This is a genomic window from Rhodococcus sp. IEGM 1354 (assembly GCF_030056855.1).
Lineage (GTDB): Bacteria > Actinomycetota > Actinomycetes > Mycobacteriales > Mycobacteriaceae > Rhodococcoides.
This window is the reverse complement of record NZ_JASHKT010000005.1, coordinates 330633-347776: the sequence shown is the minus strand read 5'-3', so window position 1 is coordinate 347776 and position 17144 is coordinate 330633. Positions and strand designations below refer to the sequence as shown.

Here is a 17144-nt window from a genome sequence, read left to right as displayed (position 1 = left end):
AGCGCGGCATGGGGTTACGCTGCGTGCCGTGAATGATCTCGACTTCGGTGAGCACCTCGGTGGGCGACGTGGGAGGTAGGTTGCGCACGCGCCTGGGGGACAGCGGCGCGTTGACCGACAAGCCCGATTTCGCGCTGGTAGGTGTGTTGCGGGTTCCGGAAATAGAATCCAGCCCATGGAGCGCTATCTACAAGCGTGTTCTGATGGCGTTGGGAATTCTCTTTCTCGCGGCGTTCGTCGTCTACCTCGATCGCGACGGCTACAGCGACAACCAGAACGGTGAGCTGTCGTTCCTCGATGCGTTCTATTACGCGACGGTGTCGTTGTCGACCACCGGATACGGGGACATCGCGCCGATGAGCCCGTCTGCGCGCCTGGTCAACATTCTGGTCATCACCCCCCTTCGAGTCCTGTTCCTCATTCTGTTGGTCGGTACCACGCTGTCGGTTCTCACCGAGCGGTCTCGGCAGGCATTCAAAATTCAGCGATGGAGACGCAGCGTGCGCAATCACACCGTGGTCATCGGTTTCGGTACCAAGGGCCGAACCGCAGTCGACGCGATGCTCGGTGACGGAGTGTCGGCCTCGGACATCGTCGTGGTCGACACCGATCAGACCGTGCTCGACGCGGCCTCGGCGATGGGTCTGGTCACCGTCCACGGCTCGGCTACCAAGTCCGATGTGCTTCGGCTCACGGGCGCTCAACATGCCGCGGCCATCATCGTGGCGACCAATCGCGACGACACGGCGGTCCTGGTGACGCTGACGGCCAGGGAAATCGCTCCGAAGGCCAAGATCGTCGCCGCGATCCGAGAGGCCGAGAACACGCACCTGGTGCGCCAATCCGGCGCGGACTCGGTGGTCGTCTCGTCCGAGACGGCGGGTCGGCTGCTCGGAATTGCCACGTCCACACCGTCCGTCGTGGAGATGATCGAGGATCTTCTCACCCCGGAGGCAGGCTTCGCCGTCGCAGAGCGAGAGGTGGAGCGGGACGAGGTGGGCGGTTCACCGCGTCACCTGGCCGACATCGTGTTGGGAGTGGTTCGGGGCGGCAAGCTGTTCCGTGTGGGATCACCCGAGGTCGACGCGATCGAGGCAACCGACCGACTGCTGTACATCCGTCGCGTGGCCGACTGAGCAGGCCCAGTAGGGTCGTGAGCGTGCCGAATTTTCAGCTCGTCCATCCACCTCGACTGTCTCGATCACCGCTCGACCGGGCCGAGGAATTGCGCCGCGACACAGCGGCACTGGCCGCCGGTTGGTCCACGGCTCGCATACTCGACGTGGACGGTCGCGGCAGATTCGCAGTGGACGACGGTGGTCTGGTCTTCGTCGACGCCGCAGACGTGGCCACGGAACCGACCGAGGACGCGGTCTTCCTCGGAATTCATGGCGACCGGCACCTGTGGACCCGACGCGTCGAATTACTTCAGGGCACGCTGGGAGACCTGCGAACCGACGGCGAGCGCCTCGACAGTGTGTCGCTGTCGATGGTCACCGGGGCTCTGGCCATCCTCAATTGGCACGCCAGTGCGCGGTTCAGCTCGCTCGACGGCGCTCCGTCCGTTCCGTCGGCTGCAGGCTGGTCGCGGACCAGCACGTCCTCGGGTCACGAAGAGTTTCCGCGCACCGATCCTGCGGTGATCTGCCTGGTTCACGACGGCGCGAATCGAGTGCTGTTGGCGCGCGCACCGATGTGGCCCGAACGTCGGTTCTCGGTGTTGGCCGGATTCGTCGAGGCCGGCGAATCGCTGGAGACCTGTGTCGCGCGGGAGATCAAGGAAGAAGTGGGGCTGGACGTATCCGGCATCGAATATCTCGGCAGTCAGCCGTGGCCGTTTCCGCGTTCGGTGATGATCGGCTTCTCGGCCGTCGCCGACCCGGATCAGCCGCTCGCGTTCCAGGACGGCGAGATCGCCGAGGCGCACTGGTTCGAGCGGACCGAGGTCGTCGCCGCCCTCGAACTGGGCGACTGGGGATCGGAGTCGACGTCTCGATTGCTGCTTCCCGGATCCATCTCGATCGCTCGCGGGATGCTGGAGGCGTGGGCAGCGACGACCTGACGCCCGATCAGAGCGAGAGAGCGCGCTTGACCTCGGCGAGGCTGGGATTGGTTGCCGTCGATCCGTCCGCGAACTGCACGGTGGGCACGATGTGGTTTCCGTTGTTGACGCTGCCGACGAACTCGGCGGACTCGGGGTTCTGCTCGATGTCGATCTCGGAGTAGGCGATTCCCGCCTCGTCGAGCTGAGTCTTGAGCCGGCGGCAGTACCCGCACCAGGTGGTGGAGTAGACGGTCAGCGCGGCCGGGGTTTGTGGGGTGTTCTCGGTAGTGGTCACGGAGACAGTCAACAGCAGGGCGCAGGTGATTGTTCCGTGACGGCCGCCTCGGCGAGTCTCGGCGGCGTCGGGCCCGGACATCGCTGTCGGTAGGCACTGACACAATGGACCCATGGCTGACGACGCGATGACCGCCGGGCTCGATCCGGAGCAATCCGCGGCAGTGCTGGCTCCTCGTGGTCCGGTCTGTGTGCTCGCCGGGGCCGGAACGGGCAAGACCCGCACGATCACTCGACGCATCGCGCATCTCGTGTCCGCGGGACACGTGTCCTCCGGCCAGGTACTGGCGGTCACCTTCACCGCGCGGGCGGCCGGTGAGATGCGGGGCCGTCTTCGAGAACTCGGCGTCGGGGGAGAGGGCCCTCCGGTGCAGGCTCGTACCTTCCACGCTGCCGCGATGCGTCAGCTCAAATACTTCTGGCCACAGGTCGTCGGCGACACCGGGTGGCAGTTGCTCGATCGCAAGTTCACCGTGGTCTCGCAGGCAGCGAACCGGGCCGGAGTGTCCACCTCTACCGACTCCATCCGCGACCTCGCGGGCGAGATCGAGTGGGCCAAGGGCTCGTTGATCGCTCCGGAGGACTACCCGCGCATAGCGGCGAGCAACCGACGCGACGTGCCCATGGACGCAACCAAGGTCGCTGCGGTGTACGGGGGGTACGAAGAACTCAAATCTCGCGGCGGCGACGGCATGTTGCTCGACTTCGACGATCTGTTGTTGCACACCGCCGCGGCGCTGGAAGAGCACTCCTCGGTGGCCGACGAATTCCGCGAACGCTATCGCTGCTTCGTCGTCGACGAGTACCAGGACGTGACGCCGCTCCAGCAGCGGGTTCTCGACGCCTGGGTGGGCGATCGTGACGACCTCACCGTCGTCGGGGATGCGAATCAGACGATCTACTCGTTCACCGGAGCGTCCCCTCGCTACCTGCTCGACTTCTCTCGCAAGTATCCCGAGGCCACGGTTGTCCGTCTCGAACGCGACTACCGATCGACGCCGGAGGTCGTGTCGCTGGCCAATCGCGTGATCGGTGCTGCGCGGGGTCGCATTGCCGGCACTCGCCTGCAGCTGATCGGTCAGCGTGATTCCGGTCCGGAGCCGGAGTTCTTCGAGTACGACGACGAGCCCGCCGAAGCGGACGGAGTGGCACGCGCGGTGAAGAGGTTGATCGCGAAAGGCGTCGAGCCTGCCGAGATCGCGATTCTGTACCGCATCAATGCGCAGTCCGAGGCGCACGAGCAGGCTCTGACCGAGCTGAAAATTCCCTATCAGGTTCGCGGCGGCGAGGGCTTCTTCACTCGACCCGAGGTGCGGCAGGGTGTCAATGCTCTGCGCCAGGCTGCTGGCCGCGACGATCTACCCGACGGTTCTCGTTCCGGGGACGGCCTGACCGGTCTGGTTCGGGCCGTGCTTGCTCCACTGGGGTTGACCGCTACCGAGCCGACCGGTGCGCAGGCGCGGGAGAAGTGGGCCTCTCTGGGAGGTCTCGTGCAACTCACCGAGGAATTGCTGGTGCACGATCCCGATCTGACCCTCGACTCACTTCTGGGTGAACTCGCCGCTCGCGCCGAGGCGCGGCATCCACCGACGGTGCAGGGCGTGACGCTGGCCTCGTTGCACGCGGCGAAGGGGCTCGAGTGGGATGCAGTGTTCATCGTCGGGCTTGCCGACGGAACGCTGCCGATATCTCACGCGATCGGTAACGATCCCAGTGCGAACAACGAGGCCGCTGTCGAGGAGGAACGCCGCCTTCTGTACGTAGGTGTCACTCGGGCACGGGTTCACCTGCACCTGTCCTGGGCCCTGGCCCGTAACGAGGGTGGGCGCAAGTCGCGGCGCCGCTCGCGATTCCTGATCGGACTGGTGCCCGAGGATTCGCCCGCGTCGCGCATCGCGGCACCCGCAGCCAAGAGGTCGGGGCCCAAGTGCAGAATCTGCGGTAAACCGCTGATCGGCACGTCGGCCACGATGCTCGGGCGATGCGACAGCTGCCCGTCCAACGTGGACATCGCCCTGCTCGACGCGTTGAAGTCGTGGCGTTTGGACAAGTCTCGCGAACTCAAGGTGCCCGCGTATGTCGTGTTCAGTGACAACACCTTGACTGCTATAGCGGAACAGCAACCGCAGGACGAGCGTGGACTCGTTGCGATACCTGGAATCGGGGCCAAGAAGCTCGAGCGCTTCGGCGAGGACGTGCTGACGGTGGTGCGGTCTTCCGACCGGTAACCGTCCACCTAACAGACGCCGTAAAACTGCTGGTCAAAAATAACTTGTGCAGATCTCGGCGGGGGGCTTAGTCTGTTTCTCGTGTCGCGGGAGACCGCACACTGCCCAGTCCGCCCACGAGACCAGAACAGGAGCTGAAGAACATGATCGACACATTCGACATCGCCGGTGCAAGAGCAACCGTCGCGCTCAGCCCTGTCTTCGGTGCAACGCCCCTCGGCGCTGCGCTGGTCGGTACGCCCGCTGCTGCGGCCGTAGCCGCCGGCTCGGTTGCGCAGACGTGGATTCGTCCCACCGCTTTCGGCCCGATGCACCAGTCCGCATCGGAATCCCTCGGGTCGAATTCCGCCCCCGGCGTCCTGGCGTTGGCAGCACCCGCTGTCTACACCCATCGACGTCACCGCGCACCACGCGCGTCCGTGTTCGACAGCAGATACCGACTACACTGTAGGTAGACGCTTCGATTTGCCCACCAGGCCACGGACCCGCACTCGCGGACCGTGGCCTTTGTCGTTCAGGTAGATCCTCTACCCGAGCGTGAGGCCGACATGGTTCGCATTACCCCTCGAACCGATAACGACGCCGCACGAAAAGTAGAGGAGACCGACGTGTCAACCGCCACGATCCGGACGACATGCCGACCAGAGTCCGAAAGCGCCTACGCAGCAACAAGTTTCGCCGAATCGGCGGAGCTCGAGCTGTCGGTGCCCTGCCGAGCGGCGAACCCCGACATGTGGTTCGCCGACACCCCTGCCGAATTGGAGCAGGCCAAGGCGCTGTGCGCCGAATGCCCCATCCGTCGAACCTGTCTCAGCGCCGCATTGGATCGCGCCGAGCCGTGGGGCGTATGGGGTGGCGAGATCCTGGAACAGGGTGTTGTCATCGCACGCAAGCGTCCTCGCGGACGGCCACGTAAGAACGCGGCATGAAGCTCGATCCGGAGGTCCGGCTTCACCTAGTGATTCACTCGGTGAAGCCGGGCAACCATTCCGTCAGAATTGCCATGTACGGCGCGTAGGCGTCGAGCTGCGCGCAGATTCCCACCAGGCCGCCCAGTACTCGAAAGATCATCACGTACTCCGGCGGCATGTTCAGCGATCGAACGGTACGGAACTGTGCGCTGTTGAAATCCGCGGCGGTGCCTGCCGCCTTCTGCAGCCACGCCCGCGTGAAGTGAAACGACTCGGTGTGAATCGGGTCTGTGAACGGGCGAAGGTAATCGGCAATTTCCTTCTCCGTCACTGTGCGACCCGGCACCACGAAGCCACTCTCGGTGCACAGTTCGACCAGTTCGTCGAACTTCTCGTCGCGAGCGAGTGCGACCATCCGACCGAGGACCGGAGGCAGGCCGTCGGGCATCGGAGCACACGCACCGAAATCGATGACGCCCATTCGGCCGTCGTCGAGCATCATGAAGTTTCCTGGATGTGGGTCCGCGTGCAACAATTTCGCGCGCGCGGGAGACTCGAACGCGAACCGCGCGAGTAGTTCGCCGGCTCGATTACGCTCGTCCGCAGTTCCGTGCGCGATCACATCGGCCAGTGGCCTGCCCGTCATCCATTCGCTCACAACCACTTTCGGGGCGCTGGCGACGATCTTCGGAACCGCGAACCGCGGATCGCCCGCGAACTCCTTGCTGAAGGCGCGCTGATTGGCTGCCTCGATGCGGTAATCGAGCTCGTCCTCGGTGCGAGCCGTCAGCTCTTCGAGCACGGGCTTGACGTCCGTACCCGCGAGCACCGTGCTGAACAGATTCGCGAAACGAGACAGAGTCTTGAGGTCCGACCGCAGGGCGTCGTCCGCACCCGGATACTGGATCTTGACCGCGACGTCACGCCCGTCCGCCCATGTGGCTCGGTGGACCTGGCCGATGCTGGCCGAGGCGATTGCGGTGTCGTCGAAACTCTCGAACCGTGATCGCCACGCCGTACCCAGTTGTTGATCGAGTACGCGATGCACTGTTTTGGCCGGCATGGGCGGGCCCTGAGCCTGCAGCTTCGTCAGTGCCTCACGGTAGGGCTCCGAATACTCCTCGGGGACGGCGGCTTCCATCACCGACAGCATCTGACCGAGCTTCATGGCCCCGCCCTTGAGCTCTCCGAGCACGGAGAAGAGTTGCTCGGCTGCTTTGGCGGCCATGTCCGCGTCGATCTCGTCGCGGTTTCCGCCTGCGAGCTTCTTTCCGAAGCCCATCGCGGCACGTCCGGCCATTCCCAGAGGAATGCTGGCTAGTTTCGCCGTACGAGTGGATCCACGGCGCGGTATGTCTGACACAGCTCCATCATGGCTGAACCTTCCGACAAATGCTCGGACCGGTGAAACCGTGGCCGCGACGGCCGAGGTGGGCGGGTGGTCGAGTGACCGTGTCGTCAGTACCAGCAGTCGCAATGTGGATGCCGCGTCCACTGACGTTTGTGCACGGACGTACCGGTTGCCGCGAAACTCAGCTCCATCGTGCAGTCGGTGGTTTCGGGCATCCTGCCGTCCGTGCGATAGATGAGGGTTTCGAGTTGAGCGAACGCGAACGCCGCCGTTGCCAACACCGTGGCGGTACTCGCCTGACCCACCGTGCCGAGCAGATGTGCGGACAGGTGCGGCCACTCCGGGTCGAGATCGCAGCGGGTGAGATCTGCGCAACGCAGGCAACTCGTCTGCCCGGGCACCACGAACGGGCCGACGATTCCTCTCCCGTCCCGCAATCGCACCTGCAGGTGCGGGATCCGCTTCCGCACCAGATCGGTCACCAGACGAGGTTCGACGACGAGGTCGTCGGTGAGCACGACCACGTCGTACTGCCACGCGTTCACGGCGAGGTGCGGATAGCGTGTCGGGGTCAGGCTCGTTCTGGTCACCGCGACGCTGGTGCGCCGCAACCCGGCGGTCAGCGCATCCGAGAGCGGCCCACGGCCCACGAGATGTACGGAACGAATGTCGCGCAGTTCACTCGACGGAGCGTCCGCGTTGTTCGCCGCCGGGCCACTCGTGCCGTGCACGAGCAGTCCCGAATCGTCCAATTCGGCCAGCATCGACGACACTCGATTCGCGGACAAACCCAGCGTCATTGCGTGACAGACGATGTGAGGCCTGGAACGTCCTGCCGCGAGAAGCCGCAGGATCTCGAGTATCGAACCCGGTTCCGAACCGGGAGGGGGAGTGACGACGACGCTGGTCTCGGGGCTCCATCCGAGCTGAACGGTTCCGTCCCGTCGCGGCAGGATGGCCACCGCGGGATCGAGTCGAACGGTCGATGTGATCATGAACCACACTGTGACACTCGGCCTCACGGCAAACGCCCGCTCCAAGCACGTTATCCACAGGGGAAAATGGGCTTCGAGCAGGCGTTCGACGAGGCCGACGGCATTGGTGTGCGCCGTCCGGGTTCAGGGTGTGGAAGAGCCCTTGTCCGGATGGTCGTCGCCGTCCTCCGAGGCGTCGTCCGTGCCGTGTTCCGCTCGTTCGGCGGCCTCCTTCGCCTCCATCGCCTCGAGTTGCGCGATGGGGTCGTCGAAGCTGGAGGTGCCGCCGCCGACGACTCGGTCGATGAACGCCGCCGGATTGTCCAGGTCGGATGCGTCGGGTAGGAGATCCGGGTGTGCCCACACCCCGTCGCGGCCCTCCACGTCGGCGGCTGCCAGCAGTTGGCGCCACAGATCGGCGGCCTCGCGCACCTTGCGGGGACGCAACTCGAGACCGACCAGCGTCGCGAACGTCTGCTCTGCCGGGCCGCCGGAGGCGCGGCGGCGGCGAATGGTCTCGGCGAGAGCAACCGCGCCGGGGAGACGGTCGCCGAGTGCGGCCGTAACCACGGTCTCCACCCAGCCCTCCACCAGCGCCAGCAACGTTTCGAGACGTTCGAGAGCGTGCTTCTGCTCGGGTGTGGTCTGCGGCTCGAACGAACCCTGCTGCAGCAGCGCTTCGATCTTCGACGGATCCGTCAACGCCGACGGGTCGAGCCCGGCAGCGGCTTCCTCGATTGCCGAGAAGTCCATGCGGATGCCGCGAGCATATTCCTCGACAGTGGCGAGAACACGCTGGCGCAGCCACGGAACATGGCTGTACAGCCGCTGGTGCGCAGCTTCGCGGGCGGCGAGGAACACCAGCACCTCACGCTCGGGCTGTTCGAGACCCTCGCTGAACGACGCGATCGCCGACGGTAGCAACGCTGCGGTGCCCGACGGGCCGAGCGGGAGACCGATGTCGGTGGAGGTCAGGACTTCTTTCGACAGTTGGCCCAGTGCCTGACCGAGTTGCGAGCCGAATGCCATTCCGCCCATCTGGGTCAGCATGCCCATCATCGGTCCGGCCATCTGCTGAGCCTCCGGCGGCAACCCGGAGGTCCACATGCCCGAGATCTGCTCGGCGACCGGATCGCACAGCCGCTTCCAGGTGTCGATGGTGTTGTCCAGCCAGTCGACCGGCGTCCACGCTGCGGTCTTGGTGGCACCGGCAGGCAACGTGGTGGCACCGTCCAGCCACAGTTCCGCCAGGTGGGCAGCGTCGGTGATGGCCTCACGTTCACCGGCCGACACCGGGCTGAAGTCGCCCATCTGCTGCCGGGCCAATTGCTTGGCGAGGTCGTAATTGACCGGTCCGGCCGATGATCCGCCCGACCCCGCGGCACCCATGCCGCTGAGCATCTGGCCGAACTGGGTGAGCATCTGGCCCAGTTGTGCGGGGTCGAAGCCCTCGGCCCCGAACCCGAAACCGGCGGGGTTACCCGATCCGTCCGGATCCTTCTTCTTGTCCGGGTCGTCGTCGGAAGCACCGAAACCAAAATTGCTCATGGCTCAACGGTACAAGCCATGAGCACTCCGAGCGCGGAAGATCGTCACGCTGACGGCGAACAGAACGGCTTCGTCGCATCGTGCGACGGGCTCCGGCAGGGGCGGTATCCACGCCGCCGCACGTTCGGATCTAGTGTCTACCGAGTGAACCGAAGGATCGCCACACTCGTCGCAGCGCTGGTACCGGTCGTGGTGCTGGGCGTCACCGGCTCGGTCGTCACCGTTCCGTTCGCGGCACTCGGCCCCGGGCCGACGTACAACACTCTCGGCGACGTCGATGGCGTGCCCGTCGTCCAGATCGACGGCACCGACGTCGACCCGACCGCAGGCCATCTGAACATGACGACGGTGGCCGTGCGGGATCAGCTCAATCTCTTCGAGGCTCTCGGGTTCTGGGCCAGTGGGCGCCAGGGACTGGTACCTCGCGAGGAGGTATACCCACCGGACAAGTCGAAAGAGGAAGTGCAGGAAGGTAATCAGGCCGATTTCGAGCAATCGGAATCCAGTGCCGAACTCGCCGCTCTGCATCACCTCGACCTCCCGGTGTCGCTGTCGGTGACCAGCGTGGCCCAGGACGGCCCCGCCGCAGGCGTGCTGGACATCGGAGACACTCTGGTTGCGGTGGGCGGTGCCCCCGTCTCGACGGCCGGCGCGGTTCGCGAGGCCGTCAGCGCCAAGGCACCCGGCGATTCGCTCGACATCGACTACGTGCGCGATGGTGCCCCTCGTACGGGCTCCGTTGTGCTCGGGGCCAGGCCGGATGATCCGTCCAAGGGATATCTCGGTGTGACGCCCGAGGAACAGCCGGACGTTCCGTTCGACGTGAAGTTCAATCTCGCCGACGTCGGTGGTCCGTCCGCCGGCTTGATGTTCAGCCTGGCGGTCGTGGACAAACTGAGTCCCGGCGAGCTGAGCAACGGCGAATTCGTGGCCGGAACAGGCACGATCGACGCAGCGGGAACGGTCGGCCCCATCGGCGGTATTCCCTACAAACTGATCGCAGCTCGCGAGGCAGGGGCCACGACTTTCCTGGTGCCCGACGCCAATTGTGGTGAGGCGCAACAGAATGTGCCCGACGGTCTGCGCTTGGTGCGAGTCGAATCGCTGGACAACGCGATCGACTCACTCCGGGCGATCGGATCGGGCGAGGACGCTCCGACGTGTAGCTGACCCCCCGGGTCGTACTCAGTCGTCCTCGACCACGTCGAACGTCGCGTACAGACCGTGGACGACGTTGGGTGCCAGATCCTCGGCGATGCGGAGGTCGACGGGAGCGAACGGATCGGCGTCCTCGTCCGGATGCAGTTGCAACAACGTCAACGACGGTCCGTCTTTCAACACTGCCACGATCAGTCGCGCGTCACGCTTTTCGGGATGGTTCTCGGCGGCCGAACGCGCCGCGTTGTCGGCCGCGTCGGGATCCGCGAGCAGCGGCATCAGCGCATCGTCGAGCGCCGACTCCGCCGCCGGGGGGAGAACGACGATCTCCTGGACGAGTGCGCATCCCACGACGCCCTCCGGCCACGTCGACGTGGCGAGGAATTCGTCGAGTGCGGGGGAGCCGCCGGTGATGTCCTCGGGCAACGAATGCTGCTGGATCGGTGTGAGTGCAGCGCCGTCGGCCAGATCGTCGAGCAGGCCGGGTTCTGCTGCCGCGAGAGCAGCGGTGGGCACCAGCGCGAACATCTGGGGCGCCTGGCCCCACCCGCCCGCGTCGACGAAGTCCGCCACCTCACGCGCGCACCGAGCCAACGCGTCGGCGACGTCGGGTCCACCCGACTCGGGGTCGAAGTCGTCTCCGAAATGTTCCTGGCCGGGCAGTCCGTCACTGTCGTTGCTCACCGCACTATCCTCGCATCCGAATGGTTCCACGAAAGTCGATGCTCCTGACCTGCTGTCCGGCGGGGCCGCAGTACGGGCGTCACAGCCGTAGGATCAACGTACGTACAGTAGGGCGAAACGGACATGCGGCGCACGCGAGGTGCGCCGTGACAGTCATCTGCGGCGCCATCGGCGTCGCCCGAAGTTGGAGTGTGGCACGTGGGCATGAGGCCCCCCACCGGTATGCCGTCGTTGTCGCGGCGAAGCCGGATCTTGCTCGTATTGGCCTTGGTAGTAGCAGCTTTGCTGCTCATCGGTCCGCGGTTGATCGATATCTACACGAACTGGTTGTGGTTCGGAGAAGTCGACTTCCGCGGCGTCTACACCACCACTCTGCTGACCCGGTTGGTGATTTTCCTCGTCGTCGCTGTCGTCGTCGGGCTCATCGTCTTCGGCGCGCTGGTCGTCGCGTACCGCAACCGCCCGGTGTTCGTACCGGTGGCCGGACCCAACGATCCGATCGCTCGCTACCGCACCACGGTGATGAGCCGATTGCGGTTGTTCGGCATCGGGATCCCGGTCGTGTTCGGCTTCCTGTCCGGCATGATCGCGCAGACGAACTGGGTCACCGTGCAGCTGTTCCTGCATGGCGGCGACTTCGGCCAGACCGACCCGCAGTTCGGCCTGGACGTCGGGTTCTACTCGTTCGATCTGCCGTTCTACCGCTTCATCCTGAACTGGCTGTTCGTTGCGATCCTGGTGGCGTTCTTCGCGAACCTGGTGACGCAGTACGTGTTCGGCGGCATTCGTCTCGCCGGCCGAGAGGGAGCGCTCACCCGCGCGGCGCGGATTCAGCTCGCTGTGCTGGCCGGCACCTTCGTCCTGCTCAAGGCCATCGCCTACTGGTTCGACCGATACACGTTGTTGTCGAGCAGTCGTAAGGAGCCGACGTTCACCGGTGCCAGCTTCACCGACATCAACGCGGTGCTGCCGGCCAAGCTGATTCTGTTGGCTATCGCGGTCATCTGCGCGATTGCGTTCTTTGCGGCCATCTTCCTTCGCGACCTCAGAATCCCCGCGTTGGCCACAGCGCTGTTGGTGCTGTCGTCGATCCTGATCGGTGCCGTCTGGCCACTGGTGATGGAGCAGTTCTCGGTTCGCCCGAACGCGGCCGACAAGGAAAGCACGTACATCGAGCGCAACATCGCGGCAACGAGGTCTGCGTACGGCTTGACCGATGACGTGGTCTCGTACCGCGACTATTCGGGTGAAGCCTCGCTGAGCCCGAGCGAAGTGGCATCGGAGTCGGCCACGATGTCGAACATCCGGTTGCTCGATCCGAACATCCTCGCGCCGACGTTCACTCAGCAGCGTCAGATCCGTAACTTCTACGGATTCCCCGATACCTTGGCCGTCGACCGCTACCCGGACGCGGACGGTAACCTCCGCGACTACGTCGTCGCCGCGCGTGAGATCTCACCGCAGACTCTCGACGCGAACCAGCGTGACTGGATCAACCGCCACACCGTGTTCACGCACGGAAACGGCTTCGTTGCTGCGCCGGCCAACTCCGTCGACGAGGCTGTCGCCGACGAGTCCAGCGGTGGGCGTGGTGGTTATCCCAACTACCAGGTGAACTGGATCGAGAACAACGCCGAGGGAACCGTGCGCAAGGACGGCCCAGGTGACCTCGATCAGCCGCGCATCTACTTCGGCCCGGTCATCGCGAACTCCGACGCCGATTACTCCATCGTCGGCTCGGCCGGTGAACCCCGTGAGTACGACACGGACAGCAAGAGCTACTCCTACACCGGTGCAGCGGGTGTCGACGTCGGTAACTTCTTCAATCGACTCGTGTTCGCGAGCAAGTACGCCGAACGCAACATCCTGTTCTCGAGTGTGATCGGTGACGAATCGAAGATTCTGTTCAACCGTGATCCCCGAGACCGTGTGCAGAAGGTCGCGCCCTGGCTCACCACCGATGGTTCGACGTACCCGGCGATCGTCGACGGCAAGCTCGTCTGGATCATCGACGGCTACACGACGCTGGACAACTTCCCGTATGCCCAGCGGATGTCGCTCGAGGATGCGACTGCCGACAGCATCGAGTCGACGACAACGCGCGCACTGCCGAGCCGGGAAGTCTCGTACATCCGGAACTCGGTCAAGGCCACTGTCGACGCCTACGACGGCACCGTCAAGCTGTACGAGCAGGACGAGAACGACCCGGTGCTCAAGGCATGGGAAGGCGTGTTCCCCGGAACGGTCATTCCGAAGAGCGAGGTGTCTCCGGAATTGCGGGATCACTTCCGGTACCCGGAGGACCTGTTCAAGGTTCAGCGCGAACTGCTGACGAAGTACCACGTCAACGATCCGCGAGAGTTCTTCACCAACAACGCGTTCTGGGAAGTTCCGACCGACCCGACCGCGGAGAACACGGCCGCCAAGCAGCCTCCGTACTACGTCGTCGCGTCCGACATCTCCAACGAGGAGAACCAGGCCTCGTTCCAGCTGACCAGTGCGCTGGTGGGATATCGCCGAGAAGTGCTGGGTGCGTACGTCAGCGCAGATTCGGATCCGGACAACTACGGCAAGATCACCGTGCTGAGGTTGCCGACCGATACGTCCACTCAGGGCCCGAATCAGGTACAGAACCAGATGACGACCACGACGGACGTCTCCGAAAGCCTCGGCATCGTGCGCCGAGAGAACACTGTCGAGTTCGGTAATCTTCTGACTCTGCCCGTGGGCAACGGCGGGTTGATCTATGTGGAGCCGGTGTACGCCTCGCGAACCAACGAGGCGTCGGCGTACCCGCAGTTGATCCGGGTGTTGGTGTCGTACGAGGGTCGTGTCGGTTACGCCGCCACGCTGCCCGAGGCCATCGAGCAAGTGTTCGGGGCCGGTGCCGGACGGACAGTCACGGCACCGGGGGAGACCGACGGCAGTACCCAGCCGGGTGCCGTACCCGAGACGACCCCGTCCGAAGGCGGATCGGCACCGGCGAATCCGGCTCCGTCCACCGGTGGGTCGACCACCAGGGACGCCGCTGTCACCGGTTTGAACGCCGCCCTCTCCGCTGTGCGCAGTGCCCAGCAGAGTGGAAACCTGGCGGAACTCGGCACCGCGCTCGAGAACCTGCAGACGGCGGTCGACACTTACAACCGGGCCGGTAGCTGATCGGCACGGTTTCACCGGGCTCATAGCGACGACAGAGCCGCCTCACCGAATCGGTGAGGCGGCTCTGTCGTTGTCCGCTACAGCAATGCGCAGTGCATCACTGCAAACGGAACGAGGCAGTTTCAGCGAACTGCCGGTGGATCAGCGTCCGATGGGCGCGAGCACAGGAGCGTTCGCAGCGACGAAGTGCTGGAACTGGGTGCTCAGGCCGTACTGGTCGGCGAGCTTGGATGCTGCGTCGAATGCGCCCTGAGCGGCCTGAGCGGCCTGTGCGGCTGCTGCGGCCTCGGGTGCAACGGCAGGCGCGGGGGCCGGTGCCGGAGCGGCCTGAGGAGCCGGTGCCGGTGCCGCTTCGGGCTCGGCTGCCGAGGTGCCGGTGGTCAGCTGCTGACCACAGACGGGCCATGCGCCCGGTCCCTGGCTCTGCAGGGTGTTCTCCGCGACGCGGATCTGCTCGGCCTTGGAGGCGTTGGCGGGCGAGCCGGTTCCGCCGTTGGCCGTCCAGGTGCTCTGCGAGAACTGCAGGCCACCGTAGTAGCCGTTTCCGGTGTTGATGTTCCAGTTGCCACCGCTCTCGCACTGTGCGACGCCGTCCCAGTTGTGGGTGGCTGCGTTGGCGGTTCCGGCAGAAACGCCGAGCGGAATGGCGACGGCTGCGCCGGCGATGGCGGCCAATCCGAGTGCGCGCTTACCGAAGTTGTTCTGAGTGGTCATGCGGGGTGAATCCTCTCCGCGCTCGACTGGCGCGACTGGCCTGTGAATCGCTACGCCGATGGTGATGGCGATGGCGACCAGGCACTTCGTATCGTCGCGGCTCTGCCCCCGTACGTATTGGGGACCACACCCGCGGGGCAGAGCGAAAGAAGCGGCGGGGTGGTGCAAGCCCAGCGGTTTAGGGCCGTCCGTGAAGGTAGTCGACGATTCATCCACCGTCACGGAGCGGTTATGGGATGAGGAGTGTCCACATGGTGGGATGAAGCCCCCCATTTATCCAGGTCAAGCCGTACTGTAGCGGTAATGTTTCACCTTCGTGATCCCACCGTTATGTGACCCGAAACACGCATTTAAAGAGACCCGGAGCACTATTTCCGGGGGCCACGAACGTGCTGGTTGGGTCGGCTCCAGCACGCGTCGAACCGATCGACGCGGTCGAGCACCCCGTGGTCACGTGATTTGCATTCGCCGTACACACGAGGGTAACTTCGTAGATGCAACGCGGGGTGGAGCAGCTCGGTAGCTCGCTGGGCTCATAACCCAGAGGTCGCAGGTTCAAATCCTGTCCCCGCTACCATTGGAAAAGCCCGAGACCGAACGGTCTCGGGCTTTTTCGTGCTCTGATAGCTGCCGTGCGTTGATGTTCGACCGCCCAATGCCCGTGCGGAGAGGACGGCCGAGGATGATCCTGCCCGCTGTTCGAGATCCCCGGCTCGTCACCGTCCGGCGCGGGGGACTGCTCTCCGATGACGATCAGCGGGCCCTGGCACTCTGGGCTGCTGCCTGCGCCGAACACGTGCTGCCTCTGTTCGAGAGCTCGGTTCCGTCGGACACCAGACCACGGGAAGCCATCGACGGGATCGGCGCATGGGTACGCGGGGAGCTGCCGATGATGGAGACCCGCGCCCTCGGCGGACACGCGATGGGCGCGGCGCGTCCCCTTCACGGGGCGGCTCGTTTTGCCGCGTACGCCGCAGGCCAGGCCGCGTGCGTGGCGCACGTGGCCGAGCACGACCTGGGAGCGGCTGCGTACGCCATCAAGGCTGCCCGAGCTGCGGCACCGTCGGCAAGCCGAGGCGCTGCAGGGCACATCGAGAATCAGTGGCAGAGGAAGCAACTGCCGGACAGTGTGCGGGACCTGGTGTTGGAGGACCAGCACAGGAGAAACAGCATCTGCTGGTACGTGTTCGAGTAGATCTACAGAACCGTGACCGTCAAGGACTGGGTTTCGACGACCAGAGCGCGAAGATCGCGCGGCCGCAGCTGATCTGCGGCGAGCAGTGAGGTATCGGGACGAAACCGGATCGTGGTACCGGTCCGGTCCGTAGGGGTGGTCGACACCAATTCGGTGACGGGCAACCCGTGCTGGTATCGACGGGTCCACGAGCCCCCACTGCGACGGTTGGAGTGCTCGAGCACGTCCGACAGCGCTGCGACGGTCGACATTCCTCGGCGGGCATGTCCATCCGCCAACAGCACTGGCTCCAGCCGGTCGAAGAAGCGAACATCTGAAGTGCTCACAACGGGCTTGCGAATTGCGAGTCCGCGGTCGAACCGTGTGTCGGTGCCTCGTCCGAAGTCCGTTACCTCGATCGTGCCGTCCGAGTCGAACGTGATGGTCGCGTGACCGCCTCCCTGATCCTCGGCTTCGTCCACCGCATACGCGAGGACTTCGAGAACCAGGTGCAGCGCTCCACCCGGCGCGTACTCACCGGGGTGGCTTCTGATGTGCGAGAGGTGATCTCGATCGACATCCCTCGACCAGTCGTGCGTCGTGGTGGACCAAGTGCTTCGGCCGGACACGGAGGGGTCGGGCACCGACGTCAGTCCGAGACCTGCTCCCGTGCATCGTCGCTGGTGACGATGTCATCGTCGTCGTCGGTGGTCGCAGCATCCTCCGGCTCGTCTGCGGTGAGGTCGACGGTGTCCGCGCCCTCGAGAGCCGTCAGTTCCTGTTCTGCCTCTGCGATGAGGCCCTTGGCGTTTTCTTCGACCTTCTTGATCCACTCGGCCATGACTGTCACCCTTCGCTCGATCGTCTACCACCGGTCTACCAGACTCGAGCCCCCTAGGATCACC

General features: G+C 64.8%; 16 protein-coding genes and 1 tRNA gene. 9 read left to right on the top strand and 8 right to left on the bottom strand.

All coding sequences use genetic code 11. From position 1 onward, the window contains the following. The first annotated feature begins 68 nt into the window (after positions 1-68). Complete coding sequence (locus QM588_RS13780; protein WP_027496550.1) at positions 69-1136, top strand: potassium channel family protein; 1068 nt, start codon at positions 69-71, stop codon at positions 1134-1136. Positions 1137-1159: 23 nt separating this feature from the next. Further along, positions 1160-2062 (top strand): NAD(+) diphosphatase, encoded by a 903-nt coding sequence (nudC, locus tag QM588_RS13775; RefSeq protein WP_032370929.1) that lies wholly within the window; start codon positions 1160-1162, stop codon positions 2060-2062. 7 nt (positions 2063-2069) lie between these two features. Here nudC and QM588_RS13770 read toward each other — a convergent pair whose 3' ends face one another. Further along, positions 2070-2339: a mycoredoxin gene (locus tag QM588_RS13770; protein ID WP_032366324.1), complete on the bottom strand. Its 270-nt coding sequence runs from the start codon at positions 2337-2339 to the stop codon at positions 2070-2072. Between the two features lie 112 nt (positions 2340-2451). Here QM588_RS13770 and QM588_RS13765 point away from each other — a divergent pair, with 112 nt between their 5' ends. The 3 genes from QM588_RS13765 to QM588_RS13755 all read left to right on the top strand — a co-directional run bounded on the left by QM588_RS13765 (position 2452) and on the right by QM588_RS13755 (position 5495). Continuing rightward, positions 2452-4566 (top strand): ATP-dependent DNA helicase UvrD2, encoded by a 2115-nt coding sequence (locus tag QM588_RS13765; protein ID WP_283314024.1) that lies wholly within the window; start codon positions 2452-2454, stop codon positions 4564-4566. 143 nt (positions 4567-4709) lie between these two features. Beyond that, positions 4710-5021, top strand: coding sequence for a hypothetical protein (locus QM588_RS13760; RefSeq protein WP_283314022.1), 312 nt, complete (start codon positions 4710-4712; stop codon positions 5019-5021). Positions 5022-5174: 153 nt separating this feature from the next. Further along, positions 5175-5495: a WhiB family transcriptional regulator gene (locus QM588_RS13755; RefSeq protein ID WP_032383607.1), complete on the top strand. Its 321-nt coding sequence runs from the start codon at positions 5175-5177 to the stop codon at positions 5493-5495. A 34-nt stretch (positions 5496-5529) separates the two neighbouring features. Here QM588_RS13755 and QM588_RS13750 read toward each other — a convergent pair whose 3' ends face one another. The 3 genes from QM588_RS13750 to QM588_RS13740 all read right to left on the bottom strand — a co-directional run bounded on the left by QM588_RS13750 (position 5530) and on the right by QM588_RS13740 (position 9350). Continuing rightward, on the bottom strand, positions 5530-6840 hold the full coding sequence (locus QM588_RS13750) for an ABC1 kinase family protein (RefSeq protein ID WP_283314019.1): 1311 nt from the start codon (positions 6838-6840) through the stop codon (positions 5530-5532). Positions 6841-6935: 95 nt separating this feature from the next. Beyond that, positions 6936-7823: a hypothetical protein gene (locus QM588_RS13745; protein ID WP_283314018.1), complete on the bottom strand. Its 888-nt coding sequence runs from the start codon at positions 7821-7823 to the stop codon at positions 6936-6938. A gap of 123 nt (positions 7824-7946) precedes the next feature. Further along, positions 7947-9350: a zinc-dependent metalloprotease gene (locus QM588_RS13740; RefSeq protein ID WP_283314017.1), complete on the bottom strand. Its 1404-nt coding sequence runs from the start codon at positions 9348-9350 to the stop codon at positions 7947-7949. A 144-nt stretch (positions 9351-9494) separates the two neighbouring features. Between QM588_RS13740 and QM588_RS13735 the strand changes: the two genes are divergently transcribed. Continuing rightward, positions 9495-10520 carry a YlbL family protein gene (locus tag QM588_RS13735; protein WP_283314015.1) on the top strand — a complete coding sequence of 342 codons (1026 nt, stop codon included), beginning with the start codon at positions 9495-9497 and terminating at the stop codon, positions 10518-10520. A 15-nt stretch (positions 10521-10535) separates the two neighbouring features. On the opposite strand, the gene QM588_RS13730 is transcribed toward QM588_RS13735, so the two are convergent. Continuing rightward, complete coding sequence (locus tag QM588_RS13730; RefSeq protein WP_283314167.1) at positions 10536-11102, bottom strand: PPA1309 family protein; 567 nt, start codon at positions 11100-11102, stop codon at positions 10536-10538. 288 nt (positions 11103-11390) lie between these two features. Between QM588_RS13730 and QM588_RS13725 the strand changes: the two genes are divergently transcribed. After that, a complete protein-coding gene (locus tag QM588_RS13725; RefSeq protein ID WP_283314013.1) occupies positions 11391-14351 on the top strand; it encodes a UPF0182 family protein in 2961 nt (986 codons plus the stop codon). A 141-nt stretch (positions 14352-14492) separates the two neighbouring features. On the opposite strand, the gene QM588_RS13720 is transcribed toward QM588_RS13725, so the two are convergent. Beyond that, positions 14493-15065 carry a transglycosylase family protein gene (locus tag QM588_RS13720; RefSeq protein WP_283314011.1) on the bottom strand — a complete coding sequence of 191 codons (573 nt, stop codon included), beginning with the start codon at positions 15063-15065 and terminating at the stop codon, positions 14493-14495. Positions 15066-15565: 500 nt separating this feature from the next. On the opposite strand from QM588_RS13720, the gene QM588_RS13715 reads away from it, so the two are divergent. Further along, positions 15566-15642 (top strand) — tRNA-Met (locus QM588_RS13715). Positions 15643-15747: 105 nt separating this feature from the next. Beyond that, positions 15748-16260, top strand: a complete 513-nt coding sequence (locus QM588_RS13710; protein WP_283314009.1) for a putative immunity protein — start codon at positions 15748-15750, stop codon at positions 16258-16260. Between the two features lie 2 nt (positions 16261-16262). Here the strand turns inward: QM588_RS13710 and QM588_RS13705 are convergent, their stop codons facing one another. Together QM588_RS13705 and QM588_RS13700 are read right to left on the bottom strand one after the other, a co-directional pair. Next, positions 16263-16883, bottom strand: a complete 621-nt coding sequence (locus QM588_RS13705) for a hypothetical protein (RefSeq protein ID WP_283314008.1) — start codon at positions 16881-16883, stop codon at positions 16263-16265. A 5-nt stretch (positions 16884-16888) separates the two neighbouring features. Next, entirely contained in the window at positions 16889-17080 is a 192-nt protein-coding gene (locus QM588_RS13700) for a hypothetical protein (RefSeq protein WP_206498065.1), read from the bottom strand. Positions 17081-17144: the final 64 nt, after the last annotated feature.

Bases quoted from the DNA above. Each gene is read 5' to 3' on its own strand.
- QM588_RS13765 (WP_283314024.1), top strand. From the start codon at position 2,452: ATGGCTGACGACGCGATGACCGCCGGGCTCGATCCGGAGCAATCCGCG.
- QM588_RS13760 (WP_283314022.1), top strand. From the start codon at position 4,710: ATGATCGACACATTCGACATCGCCGGTGCAAGAGCAACCGTCGCGCTC.
- QM588_RS13745 (WP_283314018.1), bottom strand. From the start codon at position 7,823: ATGATCACATCGACCGTTCGACTCGATCCCGCGGTGGCCATCCTGCCG.
- QM588_RS13740 (WP_283314017.1), bottom strand. From the start codon at position 9,350: ATGAGCAATTTTGGTTTCGGTGCTTCCGACGACGACCCGGACAAGAAG.
- QM588_RS13720 (WP_283314011.1), bottom strand. From the start codon at position 15,065: ATGACCACTCAGAACAACTTCGGTAAGCGCGCACTCGGATTGGCCGCC.
- QM588_RS13710 (WP_283314009.1), top strand. From the start codon at position 15,748: ATGATCCTGCCCGCTGTTCGAGATCCCCGGCTCGTCACCGTCCGGCGC.
- QM588_RS13700 (WP_206498065.1), bottom strand. From the start codon at position 17,080: ATGGCCGAGTGGATCAAGAAGGTCGAAGAAAACGCCAAGGGCCTCATC.